This is a genomic window from Oleomonas cavernae (genome assembly GCF_003590945.1).
GTDB lineage: Bacteria > Pseudomonadota > Alphaproteobacteria > Zavarziniales > Zavarziniaceae > Zavarzinia > Zavarzinia cavernae.
Map to the genome: position 1 here is coordinate 1250453 of NZ_QYUK01000011.1, position 25060 is coordinate 1275512.

At 66.1% G+C, this 25060-nt stretch carries 23 protein-coding genes and 3 pseudogenes; 14 read left to right on the forward strand and 12 right to left on the reverse strand.

Annotated features, from left to right (window positions below; translation table 11 throughout):
* Positions 1-41: 41 nt before the first annotated feature.
* Together D3874_RS09700 and D3874_RS09705 are read left to right on the forward strand one after the other, a co-directional pair.
* Complete coding sequence (locus tag D3874_RS09700; protein ID WP_119777911.1) at positions 42-896, forward strand: branched-chain amino acid ABC transporter permease; 855 nt, start codon at positions 42-44, stop codon at positions 894-896.
* Positions 897-898: 2 nt separating this feature from the next.
* Positions 899-1828: a branched-chain amino acid ABC transporter permease gene (locus tag D3874_RS09705; RefSeq protein ID WP_119777912.1), complete on the forward strand. Its 930-nt coding sequence runs from the start codon at positions 899-901 to the stop codon at positions 1826-1828.
* A 3-nt stretch (positions 1829-1831) separates the two neighbouring features.
* On the opposite strand, the gene D3874_RS09710 is transcribed toward D3874_RS09705, so the two are convergent.
* Positions 1832-3685 carry an adenylate/guanylate cyclase domain-containing protein gene (locus tag D3874_RS09710; protein ID WP_119777913.1) on the reverse strand — a complete coding sequence of 618 codons (1854 nt, stop codon included), beginning with the start codon at positions 3683-3685 and terminating at the stop codon, positions 1832-1834.
* 21 nt (positions 3686-3706) lie between these two features.
* Positions 3707-4414: a Crp/Fnr family transcriptional regulator gene (locus tag D3874_RS09715; protein ID WP_158595918.1), complete on the reverse strand. Its 708-nt coding sequence runs from the start codon at positions 4412-4414 to the stop codon at positions 3707-3709.
* Positions 4415-4530: 116 nt separating this feature from the next.
* On the opposite strand from D3874_RS09715, the gene D3874_RS09720 reads away from it, so the two are divergent.
* Positions 4531-5457 (forward strand): tetratricopeptide repeat protein, encoded by a 927-nt coding sequence (locus D3874_RS09720; RefSeq protein ID WP_158595919.1) that lies wholly within the window; start codon positions 4531-4533, stop codon positions 5455-5457.
* Positions 5458-5570: 113 nt separating this feature from the next.
* Here the strand turns inward: D3874_RS09720 and D3874_RS09725 are convergent, their stop codons facing one another.
* The 4 genes from D3874_RS09725 to D3874_RS09740 all read right to left on the reverse strand — a co-directional run bounded on the left by D3874_RS09725 (position 5571) and on the right by D3874_RS09740 (position 9122).
* Complete coding sequence (locus D3874_RS09725) at positions 5571-7397, reverse strand: ATP-binding cassette domain-containing protein (RefSeq protein ID WP_119777916.1); 1827 nt, start codon at positions 7395-7397, stop codon at positions 5571-5573.
* A complete protein-coding gene (locus tag D3874_RS31140) occupies positions 7358-7702 on the reverse strand; it encodes a hypothetical protein (protein WP_119777917.1) in 345 nt (114 codons plus the stop codon). The genes D3874_RS09725 and D3874_RS31140 overlap by 40 nt, the downstream gene beginning before the upstream one ends.
* The gene (locus D3874_RS09735) at positions 7689-8387 is read right to left on the reverse strand and encodes a S8 family serine peptidase (protein ID WP_158595920.1); all 699 of its coding nucleotides are present in this window, start codon (positions 8385-8387) and stop codon (positions 7689-7691) included. Before D3874_RS09735 ends, D3874_RS31140 begins: the two co-directional genes overlap by 14 nt.
* Positions 8388-8471: 84 nt before the next feature.
* On the reverse strand, positions 8472-9122 hold the full coding sequence (locus D3874_RS09740; protein ID WP_119777919.1) for a GAF domain-containing protein: 651 nt from the start codon (positions 9120-9122) through the stop codon (positions 8472-8474).
* A gap of 154 nt (positions 9123-9276) precedes the next feature.
* Here D3874_RS09740 and D3874_RS09745 point away from each other — a divergent pair, with 154 nt between their 5' ends.
* A complete protein-coding gene (locus D3874_RS09745) occupies positions 9277-9540 on the forward strand; it encodes a hypothetical protein (protein WP_119777920.1) in 264 nt (87 codons plus the stop codon).
* Positions 9541-9544: 4 nt separating this feature from the next.
* Here the strand turns inward: D3874_RS09745 and D3874_RS09750 are convergent, their stop codons facing one another.
* Positions 9545-9727, reverse strand: coding sequence for a hypothetical protein (locus tag D3874_RS09750; RefSeq protein ID WP_199699005.1), 183 nt, complete (start codon positions 9725-9727; stop codon positions 9545-9547).
* Positions 9728-10111: 384 nt separating this feature from the next.
* Between D3874_RS09750 and D3874_RS09760 the strand changes: the two genes are divergently transcribed.
* Positions 10112-10474 carry a CARDB domain-containing protein gene (locus D3874_RS09760; RefSeq protein ID WP_119777921.1) on the forward strand — a complete coding sequence of 121 codons (363 nt, stop codon included), beginning with the start codon at positions 10112-10114 and terminating at the stop codon, positions 10472-10474.
* 17 nt (positions 10475-10491) lie between these two features.
* On the forward strand, positions 10492-13368 hold the full coding sequence (locus D3874_RS09765) for a CARDB domain-containing protein (protein ID WP_158595921.1): 2877 nt from the start codon (positions 10492-10494) through the stop codon (positions 13366-13368).
* Between the two features lie 400 nt (positions 13369-13768).
* On the opposite strand, the gene cysN is transcribed toward D3874_RS09765, so the two are convergent.
* The 5 genes and pseudogenes from cysN to motA form a co-directional block, all read right to left on the reverse strand.
* Entirely contained in the window at positions 13769-15667 is a 1899-nt protein-coding gene (cysN, locus tag D3874_RS09770; protein ID WP_119777923.1) for a sulfate adenylyltransferase subunit CysN, read from the reverse strand.
* Entirely contained in the window at positions 15667-16575 is a 909-nt protein-coding gene (cysD, locus tag D3874_RS09775) for a sulfate adenylyltransferase subunit CysD (protein ID WP_119777924.1), read from the reverse strand. The genes cysN and cysD overlap by 1 nt, the downstream gene beginning before the upstream one ends.
* 118 nt (positions 16576-16693) lie before the next feature.
* Positions 16694-17143 (reverse strand): molybdenum cofactor biosynthesis protein MoaE, encoded by a 450-nt coding sequence (locus D3874_RS09780; RefSeq protein WP_119777925.1) that lies wholly within the window; start codon positions 17141-17143, stop codon positions 16694-16696.
* An 82-nt stretch (positions 17144-17225) separates the two neighbouring features.
* Positions 17226-18266: a flagellar motor protein MotB gene (locus D3874_RS09785; protein ID WP_119777926.1), complete on the reverse strand. Its 1041-nt coding sequence runs from the start codon at positions 18264-18266 to the stop codon at positions 17226-17228.
* A 112-nt stretch (positions 18267-18378) separates the two neighbouring features.
* Positions 18379-19131, reverse strand: a pseudogene (motA, locus tag D3874_RS09790) (flagellar motor stator protein MotA); the annotation flags it as partial.
* 166 nt (positions 19132-19297) lie between these two features.
* Between motA and D3874_RS30165 the strand changes: the two are divergent.
* The 8 genes and pseudogenes from D3874_RS30165 to serS all read left to right on the forward strand — a co-directional run.
* On the forward strand, positions 19298-19933 hold the full coding sequence (locus tag D3874_RS30165; RefSeq protein WP_233559892.1) for an ABC transporter permease: 636 nt from the start codon (positions 19298-19300) through the stop codon (positions 19931-19933).
* Positions 19900-20994 (forward strand): ABC transporter permease, encoded by a 1095-nt coding sequence (locus tag D3874_RS09795; RefSeq protein WP_233559893.1) that lies wholly within the window; start codon positions 19900-19902, stop codon positions 20992-20994. Before D3874_RS30165 ends, D3874_RS09795 begins: the two co-directional genes overlap by 34 nt.
* Before the next feature lies 1 nt (position 20995).
* A pseudogene (locus D3874_RS29195) lies at positions 20996-21618 on the forward strand (ABC transporter ATP-binding protein).
* Positions 21513-22169 (forward strand): TOBE domain-containing protein, encoded by a 657-nt coding sequence (locus D3874_RS29200; RefSeq protein ID WP_147385603.1) that lies wholly within the window; start codon positions 21513-21515, stop codon positions 22167-22169. Before D3874_RS29195 ends, D3874_RS29200 begins: the two are co-directional and overlap by 106 nt.
* Positions 22157-22393, forward strand: coding sequence for a twin-arginine translocase TatA/TatE family subunit (locus D3874_RS09815; RefSeq protein WP_119777930.1), 237 nt, complete (start codon positions 22157-22159; stop codon positions 22391-22393). Before D3874_RS29200 ends, D3874_RS09815 begins: the two co-directional genes overlap by 13 nt.
* A gap of 67 nt (positions 22394-22460) precedes the next feature.
* Positions 22461-22895: a Sec-independent protein translocase protein TatB gene (tatB, locus tag D3874_RS31145; RefSeq protein WP_119777931.1), complete on the forward strand. Its 435-nt coding sequence runs from the start codon at positions 22461-22463 to the stop codon at positions 22893-22895.
* Position 22896: 1 nt separating this feature from the next.
* On the forward strand, positions 22897-23730 hold the full coding sequence (tatC, locus tag D3874_RS09825) for a twin-arginine translocase subunit TatC (protein ID WP_119777932.1): 834 nt from the start codon (positions 22897-22899) through the stop codon (positions 23728-23730).
* Positions 23731-23802: 72 nt separating this feature from the next.
* Positions 23803-25056 (forward strand): annotated as a pseudogene (gene serS / locus D3874_RS30175) (serine--tRNA ligase); the annotation flags it as partial.
* Between the last annotated feature and the right edge of the window lie 4 nt (positions 25057-25060).

Below are 25060 nucleotides of genomic sequence, written 5' to 3' on the forward strand. Positions count from 1 at the left end.
ACGAAACGCATGTTCGACCTGATCGGTGTTCCCCCCAGGCCTTGTTCGGCCAGCTTCTGCTGGGGCTCATCAATGGCTCCTTCTACGCCCTGCTGAGCCTCGGGCTTGCCGTGATCTTCGGTATGCTGAACGTGATCAATTTCGCCCACGGCGCCCTTTATATGGTCGGGGCGTTCGTGGCCTGGTTCCTGCTGAACAAGCTGGGCCTGGGCTACTGGTGGGCGTTGATCATCACCCCCGTCGTCGTCGGTGCCTTCGGGATGCTGATCGAGAAGACCATGCTGTCGCGCCTCTACAAGCTCGACCATCTCTACGGCCTGCTCCTGACTTTCGGCCTGGCCCTGCTGCTGGAAGGGGCCTTCCGCCACCAATTCGGCGTCTCGGGCCTGCCCTATGCGACGCCGGCGGAACTGGCGGGCGGCACCAATCTCGGCTTCATGTTCCTGCCGTTCTACCGCGGCTGGGTCGTGCTGCTGTCGATCGTCGTGTGCCTTGCCACCTGGTTCGCCATCGAGAAGACCAGGCTGGGCTCCTATCTGCGCGCGGCGACCGAAAACCCCCGGCTGGTCCAGGCCTTCGGCATCAACGTGCCGGCCATGATCACCCTGACCTATGGCGCCGGCGTGGCCCTGGCGGGGCTTGCCGGGGTGATGGCGGCGCCGATCTATTCGGTCAACCCGCTGATGGGCTCCAACCTGATCATCGTGGTCTTTGCCGTGGTCGTGATCGGCGGCATGGGCTCGATCTTCGGCGCGGTGGTGTCCGGCTACATGCTGGGCATTTTTGAAGGCCTGACCAAGGTATTCCTGCCCGAAGCGTCCAATATCGTGGTCTTCGTCATCATGGTCGTCGTCTTGTTGCTGCGCCCGGCGGGCCTGTTCGGGCGGGAGCGTTGAGCATGTCGAAGAACACCACCCTCACCATCACCGTCGTCCTGGTCGGCCTGCTGCTGATCGCGCCCTTTGGCCTGTACCCCGCCTTCGTGATGAAGGCGCTGTGCTTTGCCCTGTTCGCCTGCGCCTTCAACCTGATGCTGGGCTTTGTCGGCCTGCTGTCCTTCGGCCATGCCGCGTTCTTCGGGGCCGCGGCCTATGCCACCGGCTATGCCGCCAAGTTCTGGGGCTTCACGCCAGAGCTGGCGATCCTGTTCGGCGGCCTGGTGGGAGGTGCGCTGGGCCTGATCGTCGGTTGGGTGGCGATCCGCCGCCAGGGCATCTACTTCGCCATGATCACCCTGGCGATCGCCCAGATGATCTTCTTCGTCGCGATCCAGGCGGGCTCCATCACCGGCGGCGAAGACGGCCTCCAGGGCGTGCCGCGCGGCCATCTCTTCGGCCTGATCAGCCTGGAAGAACCGCTGGTCATGTATTACTTCGTGCTGGCGGTGTTCCTGCTGTGCTTTGCCCTGATCTGGCGCATCGTCCATTCGCCCTTCGGCAACGTGCTGAAGGCGATCCGCGAGAACGAGCCCAGGGCGATTTCGCTGGGCTACAAGGTCGAACGCTTCAAGCTCTTCGCCTTCGGCCTGTCGGCGGCCCTGGCCGGCGTCGCCGGCGGCACCAAGGCGATCTCGGTCCAGCTCGCCTCGCTGACCGACGTGACCTGGCAGATGTCGGGCGAGGTCATCCTGATGACCCTGCTGGGCGGCGTCGGCACCCTGGTTGGCCCGGCCGTGGGCGGTGCCCTGGTGGTGACGCTGGAGCATTTCCTCGCCACCTCGGGCCTGCCGGTCACCATGATCATCGGCGCGATCTTCGTGGTCTGCGTGCTGGCCTTCCGGCGCGGCATCGTCGGCGAGGTCAATGCCCTGCTGACACGCAAGCGGTAGTCGTCACCGCCGGCGGCGAAGCAGGTACATCGGCATGCGGCCGAACTGTTTCGCCGTCGGGATGGTGCCGACATATTCCGAACTGAAATCGCGCGAGGTCAGCGCCAGTTCGGCGGCGAAGGCTTCCGAGACGAAGACCTTGCCGGTGAAGGCGATCGGCTCGATGCGGGCGCAACGGGTTACCTGGGCGCCGAAGAAGGTCTCCTCCTCCAGCACATTGTCCCAGCCCGAATAGATCGGCCCCATGTGACCGCCCACGCGCAGGGCCAGGCCCTCGGGCAGGCCGTGCTTGGCCAGGTCGATCCTGCCCATCTCGTCCTGGAAATCCAGGGCCAGGGCCGCGGCCGAGGGGGCGTCGCGCATCACGGTGTGGATGGCATCGCCCCAGGTATTCTTGAACAGCACGCCATTGTCGTGGCGCTTGGTCGCCCGGGCCAGCTTGCCCATCACTTCCCGGAAGAAGGCGGGGATGGTCACGTCGTTCAGCTTCGAGAAACCCTTGACGTCGCAGAACAGCAGGGCGCGGAGCACGCGCGACGGCACCCGCGCGCCAGGCTCCACCACCGACTGGGCCGGCACGGCGGCGACGCCGTTGGCCGCCGGGGCGCAGGCCTCGGCGGTCAGCATCTGGGCGGCCCCGGCGACCTCGCCCGGCCAGATGACGTCGCAGTCGCGCCCCAGTTCGTCGCGCCAGAAGGCGACATCGGCCGCCGTACCCGCCGGCCCGGCCGATGCGACGCCGTCCCACACCGCCAGTTGCACCGCCGGCCCGCCCAGCATGTCGGCCCGCATCACGGCAAGGCCCATGGCATAGCGCGCGGCATAACCGAAAATATCGTCGTCGCCCAGGAACGGGTCGAAGGTCGCCAGGCTCACCCGGATGCGCGGGTGATGGATCAGCCGTTCGAAGCGTTCGACCCAGGCGGGGCCGGAATCGGCGACCGAGGTACGGACGAAGTCCTCGTAGGCGAAGGGCAGGACCACATGCACCTCGCCGCCGGCCTCGATGATCGCCTCGGCGAACAGGATGTCGGCGCCCGAGGCCAGCGAGCCGTAACCGGCCTTGACCTTGTAGCGCGCCACCGCGTCGCGGATACCCGCGGCAACCGCTGCCTCCATGGCGGCGGGGAAGCGGCCGGGCCGGCCCCAGGGGGTCAGGCGATGGCCGGTGAAATGGGCGACCGCCGGGGGCGTCATCGGCGCCAGGATCGCCTTGTCCAGGCCGCGCGCGCCGATCACCAGGCGCAATTGCCGCCTGGTCGAGGCGATCTCGGTCAGGTCCAGGTCGGGCAGGGTCATGGCCTGGGCCACGGCGTCGCCGGCGGTTGCGGTATCGCCCAGGATCAGCGCCGCCTCGGCGGTGGTTGCCAGTTCCCAGAAGTTGAGCGGCCGGGCAGGGGCATCGGCCGCGGGCTTCAGGTGGCGCTGGGCCAGTTCGGCAAAGCCCTTGGCATTCACCTCGTCGCCGGCCAGCAGGTACAAGGTCGCCGCATTGATCGCCGGGTAGTAGTCGGGATAGCGGACATAGGCCGCGCGGTAGGAGGAGGCCGCCTCGTGCAGCTTCAGCCGCCGCTCCTCGCCGGTCAGGGCCAGGGCCTCGTCCTTCAGGATGCGGCCGATCAGGGTGGCATAGTCGAGTCCCAAGTCCGGGTTGAGGCCGTATTCCTCGTAGCGGCGGTGGGCCAGTTCGCTGGCCCCGGCGCGGGCGAGGCACAGCACCGCCTCGAAGGCGAGGCGGGAGTCGAAGCCATGCTCATCGATCGCGGTGCGGGCGAGATCGAAGGCCTCGAACAGTTCGCCCCGCTTGCGGGCGGCGCGCACGGCACGCAGGACATCGTCGACAGCCTCGGCAGACATTCGTTCAGGTCCCAAATCCTCTCAGGCGAGATCGACGATCGCCCGCATATCATTGGGCGCGTTCAAGACGATCGTGCCCTTGTCCATGCTGATCAGGCCGGCATCGCGCCAGGTCGCGAACTGCTTGTTCACGGCCTCGCGGGATGTGCCCACCAGCGCCCCCAACTCGCGCTGGGACAATTTCAGGCGCAGGCGCAGCGCGCCGCTTTCGAGTTTTTCGGCCGAGCTTTCCGCCAGGCTGACCAGCCATTTGGCCAGCCGCGCCTCGAGCGGCAGGAAGGCGCGATCCTCGATCACGCTGCTGGTCCAGCGCACGCGGGCGCACAGGATTTCCAGCAGGGAGAAGCACAGGTCGGGATTGGCGTGCATATAGGGCACGAACTGCCGCCGCGGGATATGGAGCAGGGTGGTCGGCCCCATGGCGGCGGCATCGGCCGAACGCGCCTTGCCGTCGATCAGGGCGATTTCGCCGAACAGGTCGCCGCCTTCCAGCAGGTTCAAGGTGATCTCCCGCCCCTCGGCATCGCCGGCGAAGATGCGCACCTGGCCTTCGAGAATGCCATAGAGGCCGTCGCCGTCGTCGCCCTTGGCGAAAATCAGCTCGTCGTCGCCGAAGCGGCGGATCGTGGAAAATCCGATCAGATCGTCCAGCACCTTTTCGGGTACATCACGCAACAGGAAGTGACGCGCCAAAAGCGTGCGTCGCTTCGCTCTTTCTTGCTCGTTCATGCCCCCGTCCTTGGCGCAATGCCATCCGATGGGCATATTGAGGCCTGTCGCGCCCAGGGCCAAGCCCGAAGCACCTTAAGGTTGGGCATAGCTCCCAGCCGCTGATGAGGTTGTTCATGTCCGCCACCGCCGCCGATCCCGAACTCAGCCCCCTGGAAGCTATGGTCGCCCAGGCCAAGATCGAACTGGAGAAGGCGCCCGATGCCGCCGTCGCGGCGCGGCTGCTGGACGGCAGCCGCCGGCTGGTAGATGCCCTGATGTCGAGGCGGCTGGCAACCGAGGCCGCCGCCGTGCTCGATGAGGTGTGGGATCTGCCGGGTCTGGCCGATTTCGGCATCGAATCGGCGATCCTGGGCTTCCTCTCGGTACGTGTGCTCCAAGCCTCCAACCGGCACGAGGAAGCAATCGACCGGGCGATTGCCGCCTCGGCCCGGATCGCCGCGACCAAGGGCGACGGTCGTGGCCTGGGGGCGCCGCTGCAGGCCGATCTGGCGCAAGCCCGTGCCGCCTCCTACGAGACCCTGGGCAGGCGGGAAGAGGCGCGCGACGCACAGGGCGAGGCGGTTGCCCGCCGCGCCGGCCTGATCGGCCGCAACGACCTGCCGGATCAGCGGGCGGGCCTCGCTTCGGCCCGCAATGCCCTGGGTCGCCTGCACCTGAGCTTGGGCAATCCGGATGCCGCGGTGGCGGAACTGGAAACCTGCCTAGCCGAACTGCACGAGATCGCCCAGGCGACCGACGGCAACCTGCCGCCCATGCTGTTCAACGTCCACGCCGCCGCCTCCAACCGGCTGGGCCGGGCGCTGGTCGTGTCCGGCAAACCCTACGAGGCGCATCCCCATCTGGTGACCTCGGTCGAGGCCATGCGCAGCCTGGTCAACGAGACGCGGAACCTAGGCCTGGTCGAGGATTTCCTGACCGCCCTGGGCGACCTGGAAAAGGCCGAACGCGAGATGGGCAACGACCGCGTCGCCGCCAACCTCGCCGCCGAGGCGGTGCGCTGGCGCGACCATGTAAAGGCCCAGCAGCAAGCGGGGCGGTAGACCCCACAGGTGTCATCCCGGCGAAGGCCGGGATCCATTCTGGGCCAGCACGCGATGTCGCAATGGATCCCGGCCTTCGCCGGGATGACACCTGAGTGTAGTGGCCGTTCGCCTCACATCTTGCCTCCCATCGGCGGGGCCAGCTTCGGCGTCGGGCTGCTCTTGGCGATGTCGGGCAGGGGCACGCGCTCGATGTCCAGGTGCTCGGTCGAGGTGGCGCGGCGGCGGGCGTCGACGAAGCGGGCGAACAGGTTGCCGCCCTGGGCGAGCAGGGCCTGGGGCGAGCCGGTCGCGACAAAGCCGCCGTTCTCGATGCACACCACCTCGTCGGCCACGGCCGTGACGAAGTCCACGTCATGTTCCACCATGATGATGGTGACGTCGCGCGCCAGCTCCTTCAGCACCGAGACCAGGCGCGAGGTGGATTCCACATCGACGCCGGTGGATGGTTCGTCCAGCAGCAGGATCGCCGGGTTGAGGACCAGGGCGCGAGCCAAGGCCACCAGGCGGCGCTGGCCGCCCGACAGGGTGCCGGTGCCGGCCGCCTGGGTCACCGGGATCTCCAGTGGGTTGCCCTGGATCTTCACCAGGGCGTCCCACACGCCGACCCGGCGCAGGGCGGCGGTGATCTCGTCATCGGTGATGTCGGCCTTCACCAGCTCGAAATTCTTGCGCAGCGAGCCCAGCAGCATCAGCGGAAACTGGGACAGGGTGACGACCTGGCGGCGCAGGGATTCGAGCGTATAGGCCGCGACCGGCTGGCCGCCGAGCATGACATCGCCGTTCTGCGGGTCGTAGAGCCGCACCAGCAGGCGCATGATCGAACTCTTGCCCGAGCCCGAGCCGCCGACGATGGCGGTGATGGCGTCGGCCCGGAACTTGTGGCTGACCCCGTTCAGGATGATCGGCGTCTTGGCCGGCGGGTAGCCGAAGATCACATTCTTCAGCTCGGCCGAGCGTTGCGTGATGGCGATATCCCGGGCAGCGGCGGCATCCTCGATTTCCGGCTTGGCGTCGATGATCTCGCCCACCGGGCGGATCATCGGCCAGTTCACCGACAGGCCGGTGAAGAACGTCACCAGTTCCTGGATCGGCCCGACCACCAGCGGCACCATCAAGATCAGGCCCAGCAGGGCGCCGACCGGCGTCGAGGCATCGAAGGAGAAGGCGGCATAGATCAGGATGACCGTGGTCAGGATGGTCGACATCGAGCCCTGGAACTGCTGGGCCGCCTCGCGTCGCAGGGTCGCCCGCAGTTTCGCCCGCATGACCGAGGTCAGGCGCTCGGCGATCGAGCGCGAGCGCTGGGCATGGGCACGCATCAACTGCACTTCCAGCGGCTGGGCGGTCGAATTGCCCAGCTCGTCGGCGAAGGCCGCCTCCTCGGCGCGGACCTGCTCGAAGGCGCGGCCGACCACGCCCGACAGCTTCCAGCCGATCAGCGGGATGATCACCACCAGGGCCAGCAGGACCCAGCGCATGAACGGCGGAATGCCGGCGAAGGCGGCCAGGTTGTCGGCCAGGAAGACCCCGGCGGTCACCAGGCCGACGCCGCGGGTCAAGGGATAGGCCAGGATCTCGCGCAGGGTGAACTGCGCGCCGGCCGAGAAATTGTTGATGATCTGGACCAGTTGCGGGCCGGTCACCTTGCCGTGGAAGATCGGCCCCAGCAGCAGCATGCGGTCGTGGAGCAGGCCGCGCAGGGTGACCAACATGCGTTCGTTCGACCAGGTGGTGATCAGCTTGCTGGCCATGGAGAGCAGGATCACCACCACCGCCAGCACGGCATAGAGCAGGGCCATCATGCGCGGGTCGACGATATTGCCGCCGGGCCCCGGCTTGCCTTCCAGGGCCGAGGTCAGCGACACCAGCACCTGTTGGGTATAGGGGGTGAGGCCGTTCACCAGGGCGCCGATGCCGACCGAGAGCAGGAACGGCAAGGGGCCGAGCGCGCCAGCATCAAGGCCCAGCGCACCAGCTTGCCAAAGTTCATCGGCGTCGGCGGGAAGGGCAGGCCCGGAAAGCCCCCCATCGGCCCCTTCATGCCGCCGGCCGGCGGCATGCCCTTCATGGCACCCGGCGGCGGCATGGCCCCGGGCGGGGCACCTTTGGGCGCGCCGGCCAGGGGCAGGGGAATGCCCTGTGGACCCGGACCCGGGCCGGGCGTCGGCCCGCCCTTCAGGACGGCACCTGGCGGGATCTCGCCCTTGAGGGCTCCGGGCGGCGGATTGTCAATCGATGCCATCGGCGCGCGCCTTCAGGATGGTTTTCAGTTCGAACTGACGCAATTCCGGCCAGCGCCCCAGGAACAGGCAGCACATGGCGCAGACCGTGGGGGTGGCAAAGCTGGTCCCGGTCTTCACCGTATAGCCGCCGCCCGGCGCCGGCACGGTCAACTCGTTGCCCAGGGCGGCGAATTCGATCAGGCCCTGGCCGATGAAATCGACCTCGTAGGACGAGGGCAGATCGTGATTGTCGACCGAGATCACACTGGAGAATTCCGCCGGCAGGCCTTCGTCGGTGACCGGCACGTTGCGCTTGGCCGCGACCACCACCTGGTTGCGCTGATAGGCGCTTTCGCACAGCTTGTAGAGCGGCTCGCGCTGCGAGGCCGGGATGGCCAGGCTCATGTTCACCAGGCGCAGGCGCTGGGCCAGGATGTGGCGGAAGGCGACCAGCGAGGCGGTGGGATCGCCCTTGTTGCGGGCGTCGAGCACGCGAATGTCGTGAATCCGGGCATTGGGCGCCATGCGCGCGATGATGCCGGCGACCGCGGTGCCGTGGCCGAAAGTGTCGTTGTTGATCCCCGTGCCCAGGGGCTGCACGGCAAGCTGGCCCACATCGCCTTCCACGGTCCATTGACTGACCACCCGGCCGGCCAGGTCGGGATGGGTGGCATCCACCCCTGAATCGATGACGGCAACCTCCACCGGCTCGAGCTCTCGGGTAGCCAGATCGCGGAAGTCGATCGCGGATGCTTCAAGAAGGAACCGAGGCGGCATGTTCATGCGGCCTCAGGACGCGATGTCGACCATCTGCTCGAACAATTGGGCGAGGCGGGGCAGCCGGTCGGGCCGGGTCCGGGCCACCGTGCCCAGGGCGTTGAGGATGCGGGCTTCCTCGGGACCATAGCCGCCGGCGGTGGTGAGTTCGCCGCCGCGGTCGCCGGTCATGCTGCGCAGGCGGTTGTGCTGGTCCAGCATCAGGGCGGCGACGGTGGCGAAATTGCCATAGGCGCGGCCGTCGTCGGTGGTGAAGCGGTGGCCGCTCTTGAAGCGCACCGCCGTCAGCACGCCGATCAGGGTGTCGCCCGAAACCATGGGGGCGGCGATGACCGCGCTGGGCTCGCCCTCGACGCCGGTCGCCTTGTTGGCATCGTCCACGGTCTTGAAGGTCGGCGCGCCGATCTGCACTTCGTGGGTCAGGGCGGCGAGGCCGGTCAGGCCGGCGCCGATCGGCACGCGCTGGCCGATCAGCGAGCCGGGGCCGTTGGCGACCATCACGAAGCGCAGGTCATTGGCATCGTGGTCATAGGCCAGGACCGAGCCTTCGGCGGCATCGACCGTGCGAATCGCCGTCTCGAGCAGCAGGCGCAGCACGCCTTCCTCGCGCGTGGACGGCGCGATGCCCAGATAGTGGCTCAACAGCGAACGGTCGGTGGTCATTGAGTTTCCCCCTTATTGACGGGCCGGAGTGTAGCAGCGTGATCGGCAAACTGCGACAGACGCCGGCCTGTTGGCTGTGAGCGAATTCATAGCGCGAAGCCGCGCGGCACGGCATGCTGGTTTCGTCTATCGACGGGCGGGAGGCCCCCGGGACATGGCGACGAGCGAATCGGGCGGCGGCACCACAATCCGGCGCGGGGTGAAAATCGATCCTGTGGACGAAGGCGCCATCGACATGGCCCGCCTGGGGCTCCTGCTGTCGCGCCCGCGCCCGATCGACGGCGTCGAACTCCAGGACTGGTACAGCGACTATGTCCAATGCCCCTGGTGCGGCCATGTCGGCCGGACCATGGGCCTGAACACCGACTTCTATGTCGACGTCGTCTGCGGCAGTTGCGGGGCGTATTTCAGGGCGTAGCGCGCTACTTGTGGCAGCGGGGAACTTCGGTTTCGGCGTCGGTGCCCCAACTGTCCAGCCAGGTTTCGATTTCCTGCTGTGTCAGGTGAAGGCCGGTCTCCTGGTATTCGGCCCAGGCAGCGGCGGCCTCGTCTGCAAAGCTCACCCGTTGGGACATGTCCAGGATCTTGGGATCGGTCGTCGGCATTTCCGTATGTCCGGGATTTGAGGCTTCAGAGCATTACATTGGCGCCTGAACACCGCCACCCCTACCGTCATGGCCGGGCGAAGTCCCGGCCATCCACGTCGCCACGCAGCCTATGCCTTCGACGGACTTGACTCAGCCGCCCGGACGACCGCGGGCTCGTGTGGCATCGAGACCGGCGCCGGTGCGCTTTTGGATGAAACCGCGCTCGAATTCTCCAAGAGCGCCGATGATTCCGAGCCCCTACAGCCATTCCTGAAAAGCGTTGACCTACGTCGCCCCAACGCGTCGCCTCTCGGAGACAACCAAGCGACGAATCTCCTCGACAGAATCAACGAATAGTATAGAATCTCCTGGTTTGGCAATGCGTCTTTTTTGGGGGTGGCTATGCCCGACCTTGACGTGCAGAACGCCGGCGACTCCTATCCGCCGACCCTCAGCGCCTCCAGCATCGTCGCGGGCGGCAGCGTCACGCTCACCTACCGTCTCAGCAACTTCGGCCTCGACAGCGCACCGTCCTCGGTGACCGGCATCTACCGGTCGAGCGACAGCACCATTTCAACCAGCGACACACGGGTCGGCACCGACTCGAACGGGTCACTCGCCGCCAATACCGGCCGGACCGAGACTTTCACCGTCGACACCACCGGTTGGGCTGCCGGCAGCTATTACATCGGCGCGGTGGCGGACTACGCCAACGCCATCTCCGAGTCCAACGAGAGCAACAACCCTCCAGCGGCGTCTGGCTGACCGTGACGGCGCCGCCTGTGCAGCTTCCCGACCTTGACGTGCAGAACGCCGGCGACTCCTATCCGCCGACCCTCAGCGCCTCCAGCGTCGTCGCGGGCGGCAGCGTCACGCTCACCTATCGTCTCAGCAACTTCGGCACGGGCAGCGCCCCGTCCTCGGTGACTGGCATCTACCGGTCGACCGACGGCACGATATCCACTGGCGACACACGGATCGGCACCGACTCGAACGGGTCACTCGCCGCCAATAGCGGCAGCACCGAGACGTTCACGATCGACACTTCGGGCTGGACACCGGGGAGTTACTACATCGGCGCGGTGGCGGACTACAACAACGCCATCTCCGAGTCCAACGAGGGCAACAACCCCTCCAGCGGCGTCTGGCTGACCGTGACGGCGCCGCCTGTGCAGCTTCCCGACCTTGACGTACAGAACGCCGGCGACTCCTATCCGCCGACCCTCAGCGCCTCCAGCATCGTCGCGGGCGGCAGCGTCACGCTCACCTACCGTCTCAGCAATTTCGGCACGGGCAGCGCCCCGTCCTCGGTGACCGGCATCTACCGGTCGAGCGACAGCACCATTTCGACCAGCGACACACGGGTCGGCACCGACTCGAACGGGTCACTCGCCGCCGATACCGGCCGGACCGAGACGTTCACCGTCGACACCACCGGTTGGGCTGCCGGCAGCTATTACATCGGCGCGGTGGCGGACTACAACAACGCCATCTCCGAGTCCAACGAGAGCAACAACCCCTCCAGCGGCGTCTGGCTGACCGTGACGGCGCCGCCTGTGCAGCTTCCCGACCTTGACGTGCAGAACGCCGGCGACTCCTATCCGCCGACCCTCAGCGCCTCCAGCGTCGTCGCGGGCGGCAGCGTCACGCTCACCTACCGTCTCAGCAACTTCGGCACGGGCAGCGCCCCGTCCTCGGTGACAGGCATCTATCGGTCGACTGACGGCGCCATATCCACTGGCGACACGCGGATCGGCACCGACTCGAACGCGTCGCTCGCCGCCAATACCGGCCGGACCGAGACTTTCACCGTCGACACCACCGGGTGGGCTGCCGGCAGCTACTACATCGGCGCAGTGGCGGACTACGCCAACGCCATCTCCGAGTCCAACGAGAGCAACAACCCCTCCAGCGGCGTCTGGCTGACCGTAACGGCGCCGCCTGTGCAGCTTCCCGACCTTGACGTACAGAACGCCGGCGACTCCTATCCGCCGACCCTCAGCGCCTCCAGCGTCGTCGCGGGCGGCGGCGTCACGCTCACCTACCGTCTCAGCAACTTCGGCACGGGCAGCGCCCCGTCCTCGGTGACAGGCATCTACCGGTCGAGCGACAGCACCATTTCGACCAGCGACACACGGGTCGGCACCGACTCGAACGGGTCACTCGCCGCCAATACCGGCCGGACCGAGACGTTCACGATCGACACCACCGGGTGGGCTGCCGGCAGCTATTACATCGGCGCGGTGGCGGACTACAACAAGGCCATCTCCGAGTCCAACGAGAGCAACAATCCCTCCAGTGGCGTCCGGCTGACCGTAACGGCGGCGCCTACGACGCCCGAGGTGACGGTTCTGGGCAATGCGGTGAGCATTGCCGATGGGGACACGACGCCGGTCGCCACCGATCACACCAACTTCGGCAGCGTCGAGGTCGGCAGCGCGGGCGTGACGCGGACCTTCACCGTGCGCAATGATGGCGGCGGCACGCTCAACCTGTCGAACCTGACGCTTCCCACAGGCTTCACCCTCGTCAACGGTCTGGTGACCTCGCTGGCCCCCGGCGCCACGGACACGTTCCGGGTGCGGATGGACGCAGCGACAGCCGGGACCAAGACCGGACAGATCACGTTCGCCAGCAACGATCCCAACGAAAGCGCGTTCAACTTCGTCGTCACCGGGACGGTGACCGGAATGACGACGGACGCGGGCAACACGTTGGCGACGGCGACCGACTTGACACTGGGCAATACGGTCTTGCAATCGGTCGGCAGCAGTCCGGACTCCAACGACTTCTTCCACTTCACGGCGGCCAGCAGCGGCCACGTTACGGCGAATCTGACCGGACTGTCGGCAGACCTCGATATTCGGGCGCTGAACAGCAGCGGGACTCAGATCGTAGCGGGCGAACTGGAGGGCAATTCCAGCGAGTCGATCTCGTTCAATGTTACCGCCGGGCAGGTCTACTACTTGCACGTCGATCCCTTCGGCGTGGCGTCGTCCAACTACAGACTGGCTACGACGTTCATCAGTGGAGCGGCGTCTGCTACTGAAATGCTTGCGGAAGCTCGCAGTCACCTCGGGGAAGACTATTACTGGAGGTACCGTCTGAATGCGGATGGTTCTAGAACTTATACGACGTTCAATTCAACAACTATAAATGATGCCGACTTCTCAGGGCCTTGGGATTGCGCGGAGTTTGTCAGTTATTGCATCTATCAAGAGACTGGAAATAGGATCGGCCTCGCAGACCCAAGTAATCCCAGCTCATTTGAGTTCTCGTCCGCTGGATGGAAGTATGCCATTGCGAATGAACTTGGTGTTACCCAAGTCACTCTGCAGACCGCTTTGGAAACTGTTGGCGCCGTAATCTGGATTGAAGAGCACGTTATGATGTCGGTAGGCAACGGTTATCAGATCATCGAAGCGAGTGCGCGGAAGTCTAGCGGAAAGTACTTTAGCGACGATCGCACGGTGTATTATGACCCATTGAACAAGTCGGCCACCCCAGGAGTTGTTTGGGATACAAATGATACAGCGTCCGTTTCTGATGATACTCCGATGGGAGTCGACATTGGGGATGTAACGTACCATGATTATACTGCATCGGAATTGGAGCATTTGCATGCAACCGCAGGTGTCGTTGATGCATTCTTGATTTGACACAACCTATGCCTTGAAGTTGGAGCTACCTGTGGTGGCTCGCAACCATCGGCGCTTCGGTGCAAGATCATGACGGGTTTCGGCTCGAACTAGCTGAGACTATTGCGGCCTATTGGCTCAGATTGTTTGAGACTCGGCGCAACTTGAGCGAGACGAGCGTGAGATTATCGCCGCCAGCTCACATTCGATAAGGCGTCTCGCGTTGCCATAGGGATTCACCGTTTCCCTAGAGGCCATCCGTGAGCGCGCCAAATCCGCAGCAAACTCGCGCAGTACCTGTATTCGTCCCGACGTGGATGCCCGGCACAAGGCCGGGCATGACGATAAAAAGTGGTTCCCAAGCCAGCCTCCAAATTCTGGACATTCGTGTGTCTGCCCAGGGGTGAGGCCGAAATGGTGCTCAGATCACCCCGGCTTCCTTCAGCCGCGCCACGATCGCCTCGGCGGCGGCTTCGGAGCTGAGGCTGGTGGTGTCGAGGTGGATTTCCGGGTGTTCCGGTGCTTCGTAGGGGCTGGAAATGCCGGTGAAGTTCTTGATCTCGCCGCGCCGGGCCTTCTTGTAGAGGCCCTTCACGTCGCGCTCCTCGGCCACCGCCAGGGGCGTGTCGACGAAGACTTCGAAGAACTCGCCCACCTCGACCATGTCGCGGGCCATGCGCCGTTCCGCCCGGAAGGGCGAGATGAACGAGACCAGGACGATCATGCCGGCATCGACCATCAGCTTGGAGACCTCGGCGACGCGGCGGATGTTCTCCACGCGGTCGGCATCGGTGAAGCCCAGGTCCTTGTTCAGGCCGTGGCGGACGTTGTCGCCGTCCAGCAGATAGGTGTGGTGCCCCAGGGTGTAGAGGCGCTTTTCGACCAGGTTGGCGATGGTCGATTTGCCCGCACCCGACAGGCCGGTGAACCACAGGATGCAGGATTTCTGGTTCTTGAGCTGGGCGCGCTCCTTCTTGGCCACGTCCAGCGCCTGCCAGTGGATGTTCTCCGAGCGGCGCAGGGCGAAGTGGATCAGGCCAGCGCCCACCGTGTTGTTGGTCAGCCGGTCGATCAGGACGAAGCCGCCGGTGTCGTGGTTCTCGGCGTAGGGGTCGAAGGCCACCGGCTGGTCGGTCGCGATGTTGCACACGCCGATCTCGTTGAGTTCCAGCTTCTTGGCCGCCAGGTGCTCCAGCGTGTTGACGTTCACCTTGTACTTGGGCTCGGTGATCGAGGCGGTGACGGTCTTGGCGCCCAGCTTCAGCAGGTAGGGCCGGCCCGGCAGCATGGGCTGGTCGTGCATCCAGACCACCGTCGCCTCGAACTGGTCGGCGACATGGGCGGGGCTGTCCTTGTGGGCGATGACGTCGCCGCGCGAGATGTCGATCTCGTCGGCCAGGGTCAGGGTGACCGACTGGCCGGCCACGGCCACGTCGAGATCGCCGCCTTGCGTGACGATGCGGGTCACCGTCGAGGTCTTGCCCGAGGGGGCGACGCGGATGGCATCGCCCGGGCGGATCTCACCGCCGGTGATGACGCCCGAGAAGCCGCGGAAATCGAGATTGGGCCGGTTCACCCACTGCACGGGCAGGCGGAACGGCGCGCCCCGTGTGGCATCCGCCACCTCGACCGTTTCCAGGTAACCCATCAGGGTGGGGCCGTGGTACCAGGGCGTGGCAGGACTGGGTTCCAGCATGTTGTCGCCCTTGAGGGCCGACAACGGGATCGCGGTGATGTCGCTCAGGCCGATCTGGGCGGCAAAGGCCGTGTAATCGCCCAGGATGCGGTCGAAGGTGGCATGGTCGTAATCGACCAGGTCCATCTTGTTGATGGCCAGGATCACCTTGCGGATGCCGATCAGCGAGACCAGGTACGAGTGCCGCCGGGTCTGGGTCAGCACGCCCTTGCGCGCGTCGATCAGGATCACGGCGACGTCGGCGGTCGAGGCGCCGGTGACCATGTTGCGGGTGTACTGCTCGTGGCCCGGGGTATCGGCGACGATGAACTTGCGCCGCTCGGTCGAGAAGAAGCGATAGGCGACGTCGATGGTGATGCCCTGCTCGCGCTCGGCCGCCAGGCCGTCGACCAGCAGGGCGAAATCGATCTCGCCGCCCTGGGTGCCGACCTTCTTGGAGTCGGCTTCCAAGGCCGCCATCTGATCCTCGAAGATCATCTTCGAATCATAGAGCAGGCGGCCGATCAGGGTCGACTTGCCGTCGTCGACCGAGCCGCAGGTGATGAAGCGCAGCAGGCTCTTGCGCTCGTGGACCTTGAGGTATTCGTCGATGTCGGTGGCGATGAGGTCGGAGACGTGGGCCATCAGAAGTACCCCTCCTGCTTCTTCTTTTCCATCGAGCCCGACTGATCGTGATCGATCACCCGGCCCTGGCGTTCGGAGGTCGTGGTCAGCAGCATTTCCTGGATGATCGCGGTCAGCGTGTCGGCCTCCGACTCGATCGCCCCGGTCAGCGGGTAGCAGCCCAGGGTGCGGAACCGCACCTTCTTCATCTGCGGCTTCTCGCCCGGGCGCATGGGCATGCGGTCGTCGTCGACCATGATCAGGGTGCCGTCACGCTCCACCACCGGGCGTTCCGCGGCGAAATACAGCGGCACGATGGGGATCTTCTCCAGGTGGATATATTGCCAGATGTCGAGCTCGGTCCAGTTCGACAGCGGGAAGACGCGGATCGACTCGCCCTTGTTCTTGCGCGTGTTGTAGAGGCGCCAGAGCTCGGGCCGCTGGCTCTTGGGGTCCCAGCGGTGCTGGGTCGAGCGGAAGGAGAAGATGCGCTCCTTGGCGCGGCTCTTTTCCTCGTCCCGCCGGGCGCCGCCGAAGGCCGCGTCGAAGCCGTACTTGTCCAGGGCCTGCTTCAAGCCCTGGGTCTTCATGATGTCGGTATGCAGGGCCGAGCCGTGGATGAAGGGGTTGATGCCCATCTCCACGCCCTCCGGGTTGGTGTGCACCAGCAGGTCGAGGCCAAGGCTGGCCGCCATCTGGTCGCGGAAGGCGATCATTTCCTTGAACTTCCAGGTCGTGTCGACATGGAGCAGGGGGAAGGGCGGCTTGGACGGGTAGAAGGCCTTCATGGCCAGGTGCAGCATCACCGCGCTGTCCTTGCCGATCGAATAGAGCATCACCGGATGCTCGGTCTCGGACACCACCTCGCGCATGATGTGGATGCTCTCGGCTTCGAGCCGTTGCAGGTGGGTCAGGCTGTCAGTGGACACGAGCTTTGCTTCCCGACGATCGACGTAAATGGAAAATTGTCATTTTCTAAACGCTTGAGCACAAGAACGCCGCGGGCGATTTCTGTCAAGTCCCGGGCGAGGCAGAAGGGCGAAGTTTTCACCGCCAACGGTCTGTGGCCGCGTCGTCGCTGGCTTTCGACGCGACCCAGGCGGCCTTGCCATCGGCGGTGATCTCCCGTTTCCAGAACGGTGCGCCGGTCTTTAGCCAGTCGATCAGGAAGGCGCAAGCCTCAAGGGCGGCGGCGCGATGGGGCGAGGCGGTGGCGACCAGCACAATGCGGGCGCCGAGCGTGAGGCGGCCGACCCGGTGGATGATCAGGCTGTCGGTCAGGGGGAAGCGGCTGCGCGCCTCGGCCTCGATCGCTTCGAGCGCCTTTTGCGTCATGCCGGGATAGTGCTCGAGTTCGATGGCGGTGACGTCGTCGTGGTCGCCGCGCGCCCGCACCAGGCCGACGAAGGAGGCGACGGCGCCGACGTCGGCCGACCCGCCCAGCCTGTCCAGCTCGGCGCCAGTATCGAAATCCTCTTGCTGAATACGTACTGCCACAGCCGATCCGCCCGATTTGCCTGAAGAGCGCAGGCTTCTCCCGTCACCACGGCGGCGTCAAGCCCTGTCTCGGAGAAGCCTCTCAGGGCACCGCAGGGACCATGGCGATGCCGGGCGGCAGGACCGGGCTTTCGCGCAGCAGGGTGATGGTGATGCGCCGGTTGGCCGGGTCGAGGGGATTGTCGGGGATCAGGGGCTCGGACGCCGCCTTGCCCGAGATCTGGTAGATCCGCGCCGGGCGCACGCCGGATTCGGTCAGCACCCGGCGGCTGGAATTGGCCCGGTCAGCCGACAGTTCCCAGTTGGAATAGCCGTTGGTGGTGCGATAGGGAGCGGCGTCGGTGTGGCCGGCGATCGCGATCCGGTTGGGCAGGCGGGTGATCACGCCGGCGATCTTGCCGAGCAGGGCCACCATCTCGTCGGACATGCGCGACGAACCGGTCTGGAACATCGGCTTGCCCTCGGCATCGACCAGTTGGATCCGCATGCCCTCCGGGGTGATGTCGATCAGCACCTGTTTTGCCGCCTCGCGCAGTTCGGGCGATGCCTGCAGCGCCTGGCGCAGGCTTTCGGCCGTCGCGCTGAAGCGCTGCTGTTCGGCGCGCGCCTGGGCGTTGGTCTGGGCGATCGTTTCGGCCGATTGCGGGCTTGGCGGCGCGGCGCTGGCAGCGCCGGGGATCGGTGCTGCGATCGCCGAACTCATGAGCCCGCCGTTGGCGGACTGGGTGCTGTCGGCGGGGCCGTTCTGGGCCAGGCCGCTCAAGGGCAGGGGCTGGTCGGTTTCCTCCTGGTCGGTCGTCTCGCTGTCGGGTTCGATCTGGGTGACGAGGCCGGTGGGGCTGCCGCCGTCGTTGCGGTTGCTGTCCTGCGTGATGGTCTGGCCACCCAGCACGCCGCCGGCGCCCGAGGTGGTTTCGCTGACGCTGACCGGGTCGAAATAGTCGGCGATGCCCTGCTTCTGCGCTTCCGAGGTGGCGTTCAGCAGCCATAGCAGCAGGAAGAAGGCCATCATCGCGGTCACGAAGTCGGCATAGGCGACCTTCCAGGCACCGCCGTGGTGGCCGCCCTCGACCTTCTTGACCCGTTTGATGATGATCGGACGGAGATCGTTCTGGCCAGCCATGGCGGTTACACCGGCTGCAGCTTCTGGGTCGATTCCTCGACCTCGTAGAAGGTCGGGCGAACGTGGCTTTGCAGGGCCTTGCGGGCGAATTCGATCGAGACCGCGGGGGATAGCCTTGGAGGTGGGCGAGCAGGCCGGCCTTGATGCAGTGGAGGTAGCGCATCTCGGACTCGTGGGTCGACTTGATCGAGTTGGCGATGGGGGCGATGAAGCCGTAGGAGGTCCAGACGCCGACGAAGGTGCCGACCAGGGCGCCGCCGATCAGGTGGCCCAGCACCTCGGGCGGCTCGGTGATCGAGCCCATAGTGTGGATGACGCCCAGCACCGCGGCGACGATGCCCAGGGCCGGCATGCCGTCGGCCATGTTCTGGATCGCGTGGCTGACCTGGTGTTCCTCCTGGGCGTGGGTATCCAGTTCCTCGTCGATCAGCGCTTCCATTTCGTGACTGTTCTCGGTGCCCAGCGTCATCAGGCGCAGGTAGTCGCACAGGAAGGTCATCGCATGATGATCCTTGGCGAAGATCGGGAACTGGTTGAACAGGGCGCTGTCGTGCGGGTTCTCGACATGCTGCTCCAGCGCCAGCATGCCCTTGGTCTTGGCCAGCTTGAAGACCGAGTAGAGCAGGGACAACAGTTCGAGGAAGGCTTCCTTCTTGTAGCGCGGGCCCTTCATCGCCGAGGCCACGGCACCGCCGGTCTTCTTCAGCACGGTGATCGGGTTGCCGATAATGTAGGCGCCGCCCGCCGCCCCGAAGATGATCAGGAATTCATAGGGCTGCCACAAGACCTCGACATGCCCGCCGGCCAGGACATAGCCGCCGATGACACAGCCGAGCACGACGACGAATCCGACAATCAGCAGCATGGGGTGACCAGGATTTCCAGGGCGACGAATACCTTGAGACTTTGCCCCCTGGTGGTTAACAAGCGCTTATCCCGGCGCGTGATCATAGGGTTGCATACCGCGCAGATACTGATAATCATTCGCGCTCCCGACACCCCCGGCTGCGTCTCATCAGGACTTGGTTCCCTTGGCCCTTTCGGATCTCCGCCCGTCGGCGGGCTTTCCCTGGTCGCGCAACCGCCGGCCGTTCAACGGCTGGGCGCTGCTGGCCTGGGCTGTTGCGATCCTGTTCGCGCTGCCGGTGATAACCGTCGCCTCGGCCGCGCTGACCCCGGCCGGCGAGATGTGGCTGCACCTGAGCGAAACCGTGCTGCCGCGCTACATTACCAACAGCCTTCTGCTGATGGCCGGCGTCGGCGTCGGCACCGCAGTGATCGGGGCCGGGACCGCCTGGCTGGTTACCATGTGCAGCTTTCCCGGGCGTCGGCTGTTCGAATGGGCCCTTTTCCTGCCCATGGCGGTGCCGGCCTATGTCCTCGCCTATACCTACACCGGCCTGTTCGACGTGGCGGGGCCGGTGCAGGAGACGCTGCGCGACCTGACCGGCTGGGCGGTGCGCGACTATTGGTTCCCCGAGATCCGCTCGCTGCCGGGTGCCGTCGCGATGATGGTGCTGGTGCTTTATCCTTATGTCTATCTGGTGACGCGGGCGGCTTTCCTTGAACAATCGGTCTGTGTGCTGGAGATCGGCCGCACCCTGGGCTGCTCGCCCTGGGGGCGTTCTGGCGCTTGGGGCTGCCGCTGGCCCGCCCGGCCCTGGTGACCGGCGTCACATTGTCGCTGATGGAGGCCCTGGGCGATTTCGGTACCGTGCAATACTTCGCCGTCGACACCTTTTCGGCCGGCATTTTCCGCACCTGGCTGGGCCTGGGCGATCCCATTTCGGCCATGCATCTTTCGGCGATGCTGCTGCTGGCCATCGCCGTCTTGATGGTGGGCGAGCGCTATGCCCGGGGTGCTGCGCGCTTCCATCACACCTCCACCCGCTATCGGCCTTTGCCCAGCCTGGCCCTGCACGGCCTGGGCGCCTTCGGGGCCGCGGTGGCCTGTGCCCTGCCGATTCTGCTGGGTTTCGTCCTGCCGGCCCTGGCCCTGGGGATCTGGGCGCTGGGCGAAGGCGGGATGGGCCTGGCCCAATTCTTCACCTATGCCCGCAATACCTTGACGGTGGCGGCGCCGACCGCCGTTCTCGCGGTCGCGCTGGCCGTGCTGCTGGGCTATGGGCGCCGCTTAGGGATGGGGCCGGCCGGCCGCTTCGCCATCCGGGTCGCCGCCCTGGGCTACGCCATTCCGGGGGCGGTGATCGCCGTCGGGGTGCTGGTGCCGGTGGCAGCCTTCGACAACGCGGTCGACGCCTGGATGCGGGCCAATGTCGGCCTTTCCACCGGCCTGCTGCTGACGGGCTCGCTGACCGCGCTGATCTTTGCCTATCTGGTGCGCATCCTGGCGGTGGCGTTCAACACGATCGAGGCCGGCCTGGACAAGGTTACCCCCAACATGGACGCCGCCGCGCGCAGCTTAGGGAGGAGCCCGCTGGACACGCTGCACCGGGTGCATCTGCCGATGATGCGCGCCAGCCTGACGACGGCCGGGCTGCTGGTCTTCGTCGAGGTCATGAAGGAATTGCCGGCGACCTTGATGATGCGCCCCTTCAACTTCGACACGCTGTCGGTAAAGGCCTATGAACTGGCCAGCGATGAACGACTGTCGGAAGCGGCCCTGCCGGCGCTGGCGATCGTTCTCGTCGGCGTCCTGCCGGTAATCTTGATGAGTCGCGCCATCGCCCGTTCCAGGCCTGGATCGGGTGCCGTGGCCGGGGAATAGCATGGCCGGTCTTGCGTTCAGGAATGTCACCCACCGTTTTGGCGGCCGGGTCGCCGTCGACAATCTCGATCTGGTCGTGGCGCCTGGCGAGGTCGTCTGCCTGCTGGGGCCATCCGGCTGCGGCAAGACCACGACCTTGCGGCTGGCGGCCGGCCTCGAGGCTCTGCAGACCGGTGAAATTTCGATCGGCGATCGCATCGTGGCCGGGCCGGGCGTGGCGACGCCGCCGGAAAAGCGCCACGTCGGCTTGATCTTCCAGGATTACGCGCTGTTCCCCATCTCTCGATCGTCGACAACGTCGCCTTCGGGGTGGCCCGGCAGGCCGGGCGGGATGCGGTGGCCGATGCGCGCGCCGCCCTGGTCAAGGTCGGCCTGGGCGACCGGGCGCGCAGCTTCCCGCACATGCTGTCGGGCGGCGAGCAGCAGCGCGTGGCCCTGGTCCGCGCGCTGGCGCCGCGCCCCGATGTCATGCTGATGGACGAGCCCTTTTCCGGCCTGGACGTGCGCCTGCGCGACCGGTGCGGGACGAGACCCTGGCCCTGCTGGCCTCGACCGGTGCCGCCGTCCTGCTGGTCACCCATGACCCCGAGGAGGCCATGCGCATGGCCAATCGCATCGCGCTGATGCGCGCGGGCCGGGTGGTGCAACTGGGTTCGCCCGAGGAGCTTTACAATCGGCCGGTGGACGAGGGGGCCGCCCGCTTCTTTTCCGAAGCGACGGCGTTCGAGGGTACCGTCGGCGCCGACGGCGTGGTCGAGACGCCGCTGGGCGGCGTGCCGGCGCCGGGCCTGGCGGCCGGGTCGCCGGCCGAGGTCCTGATCCGCCCCCATGCCATCCGCATCGCGCCCGCCGGCGCTGCCGGGGTCGTCGCAACGGTGCAGCGGGCTCGCCTGCTGGGGGCCGACAGTCTTGTGGATGTCATGGTCGGGGCGGCGGGACAATCGGTCGCGGCCCGCCTGACCCCCCCACTTTACCGCCGGCCGGGACAGAAATGCGCCTCACCCTCGACCTTGGGCAATGTTTTGCCTTTTCACGGGCGTCATCTAGCCCCAAATAAGCACTATCGCGGAGCGGGCACCGCAGATCTGCGCGTTGCCTGCTGCGCACCCTTGGGGCAATATCCGGCCGCGTTGAGGCCGAGCATTAAAAAGGAGTATCGGCGATGGGTGCGATGAGCATGTGGCACTGGCTGATCGTCATCGCCTTGGTCGTCCTTCTGTTTGGCGGCCGTGGCAAGATTTCTGAACTGATGGGCGATGTCGCCAAGGGCGTGAAGAGTTTCAGGAAAGGCATGGCCGACGAGCCGACCCCGCCTGCTCCCGCGGCCGAGACCGCGCGCCCGGCGACGATCGACAACCATGCCGAACCGGTGAAAAGCCAGGATCCCCAGAAGGTCTGAGCCCAAACAGGTTCAGCGTCCTTAGCATTTTACCTTGCGGGGCAATGGCCCCGCTGGAGACCGGCGCATGTTCGATCTCGCGTGGTCCGAGATCCTTCTCGTAGGCATTGTGGCGCTTTTGGTCGTTGGTCCCAAAGAGCTTCCCGATCTGTTGCGCACGGTTGGCCGCTGGGTCAGGCGGGCGCGGGGGATGGCGTCCAATTTCCAGTCCACCTTCGACCAGATGATGCGCGACGAGGAAATGGCCAAGGCCAAGGCCGACATGGAACGGGCCTTCTCGGGTTCGCCGGCGCTGCCGCAGATCGAGAAGCCGCCGGTGACGCCGGAGCCGGCCCTGGGCGACAAGGCCGAAGTCGCCGAGGCGTTGCCGGCCGAGGAGTTGCCTTTGCCGGAGGCCAACTCGCCGGAAATCAAGGCGCCGGAATCACCCTGGCCTGAAGCGAATTCGCCCGATCCGGAGACGCCGAAAGCGTCGGCTGGTTCGACCGGGGCAGGGGTCTGACATGGCGACGAAGACCGAGACCGACGAAGCCGAGATCGAATCGAGCCGCGCCCCCCTGATCGAGCACCTGACCGAGTTGCGGCGGCGGCTGTTCTACTGCATCGGCGCGCTGATCGTGGCGATGGTCGGCTGCTACCTGATCTCGGACGAGATCTATGCCTTCCTGACCAAGCCGCTGTTCGATGCCATGGGGCCGGAAGCGGCCAGCCGGCGGATGATCTATACCGACCTGACCGAAGCCTTCTTCACCTACATGAAGCTGGCGTTCTTCGGCGGGGCCTTCATCTCGTTCCCGATCATTGCCTCGCAGATCTACATGTTCGTGGCGCCGGGGCTCTATAAGAACGAGCGGCATGCCTTCCTGCCGTTCCTGGTCGCCACGCCGATCCTGTTCCTGCTGGGCGCGGCGCTGCTCTACTACCTCATCTTCCCGCTGGCCTGGCATTTCTTCCTGGGGTTCGAGGCGCCGGGCGGCGGCGGCACCCTGCCGATCCAACTGGAGGCCAAGGTCAGCGAGTATCTGAGCCTGGTCATGGCCCTGATCTTCGCCTTCGGCTTGAGCTTCCAGATGCCGGTGGTGCTCACCCTGCTGGGGCGGATCGGCGTGCTCAGTGCCAAGACCCTGTCAGCCAAGCGGCGCTATGCCATCGTCGGCGTCTTCGCCTTTGCCGCGATCGTCACCCCGCCCGACATCATCAGCCAGGTCAGCCTAGCCCTGCCGATGCTGCTGCTGTACGAAATCTCGATCCTGGCGATCAAGATGATGGAGCGCCAGCGCGCCAAGGCGACCGAGGAAGACGACGAGGAAGAGGGCGAGAGCACGCCGGCGGCGTGACTTCGCTGGACGGACGGTGACCGGGTTCCCTATAAGAACGGGGCCCGCACCGTCTCCCGAGTCACGATTTCCATGCACGACCTGAAATTGATCCGCGACGATCCCGCCGCCTTCGATGCGAGACTTGAACGGCGCGGATTTGCCCCGTCGGCCGACGGCGTCATCGCCCTCGACCAGCAGCGCCGCGCCCTGCAAACCAGGTTGCAGGAGATGCAGGCGCGCCGTAACGACGCCTCGCGCGAGATCGGCCAGGTCAAGTCCAAGGGTGGCGATGCCGCCACCCTGATGGAGGAGGTCGCCGGCCTCAAAGGCGCGATCCAGGCCGGCGAGGAAGAAGACCGCAAGCTGGCCGGCGAGATCGAGGCCCTGCTGGCGACCCTGCCCAACCTGCCCGACCCGGCGGTGCCGCCGGGCGGCGAGGAAGCCAATACCGAGATCCGCCGCTGGGGCACGCCGACGAAGACCGAGGGGGCCGCTCACTACGAGTTGGGCGAAGGCCTGGGCCTGATGGATTTCGAGGCGGCGGCCCGCATGTCGGGTGCCCGCTTCGTCGTGCTGAAAGGCGCCCTGGCCCGGCTCGAGCGGGCGCTGGGCGCCTTCATGCTGGACCTCCATACGAGCGAATTCGGTTACACCGAGGTGGCGCCACCGGTCCTGGTGCGCGACGACGCGGTCTATGGCACCGGGCAATTGCCCAAATTCGCCGAGGACCTGTTCCGCACCACCAACGGCTTCTGGCTGGTACCCACCGCCGAGGTGCCGCTGACCAACCTGGTACGCGAGCAGATCCTGGACGAGGCCCAACTGCCGCTGCGCTTCACCGCGCTGACCCCGTGCTTCCGCTCGGAAGCGGGCTCGGCCGGGCGCGATACCCGCGGCATGATCCGCCAGCACCAGTTCTCGAAGGTGGAACTGGTCTCGATCGCCACGCCCGAGCAGTCGGCGGCCGAGCACGAGCGCATGACCAATTGCGCCGAGGAAGTGCTGAAGCGCCTGAACCTGCCCTACCGCGTGCTGCTGCTGGCGGCCGGCGACATGGGCTTCGGCGCCACCAAGACCTACGACATCGAGGTCTGGCTGCCGGGGCAGAAGACCTACCGGGAAATTTCGTCGTGCTCGAACTGCGGCGATTTCCAGGCCCGCCGCATGCAGACCCGCGCCCGCCTCGGCAATGCCAAGGGAACCCGCCCCGTCCACACCCTGAACGGCTCGGGCCTCGCCGTCGGCCGGACCCTGGTCGCCGTGCTCGAGAACTATGCCCGCGACGATGGCACGATCGAGGTGCCTTTGGTGCTGCGGCCCTATATGGGCGGCCTGGAAGTGATTGCCC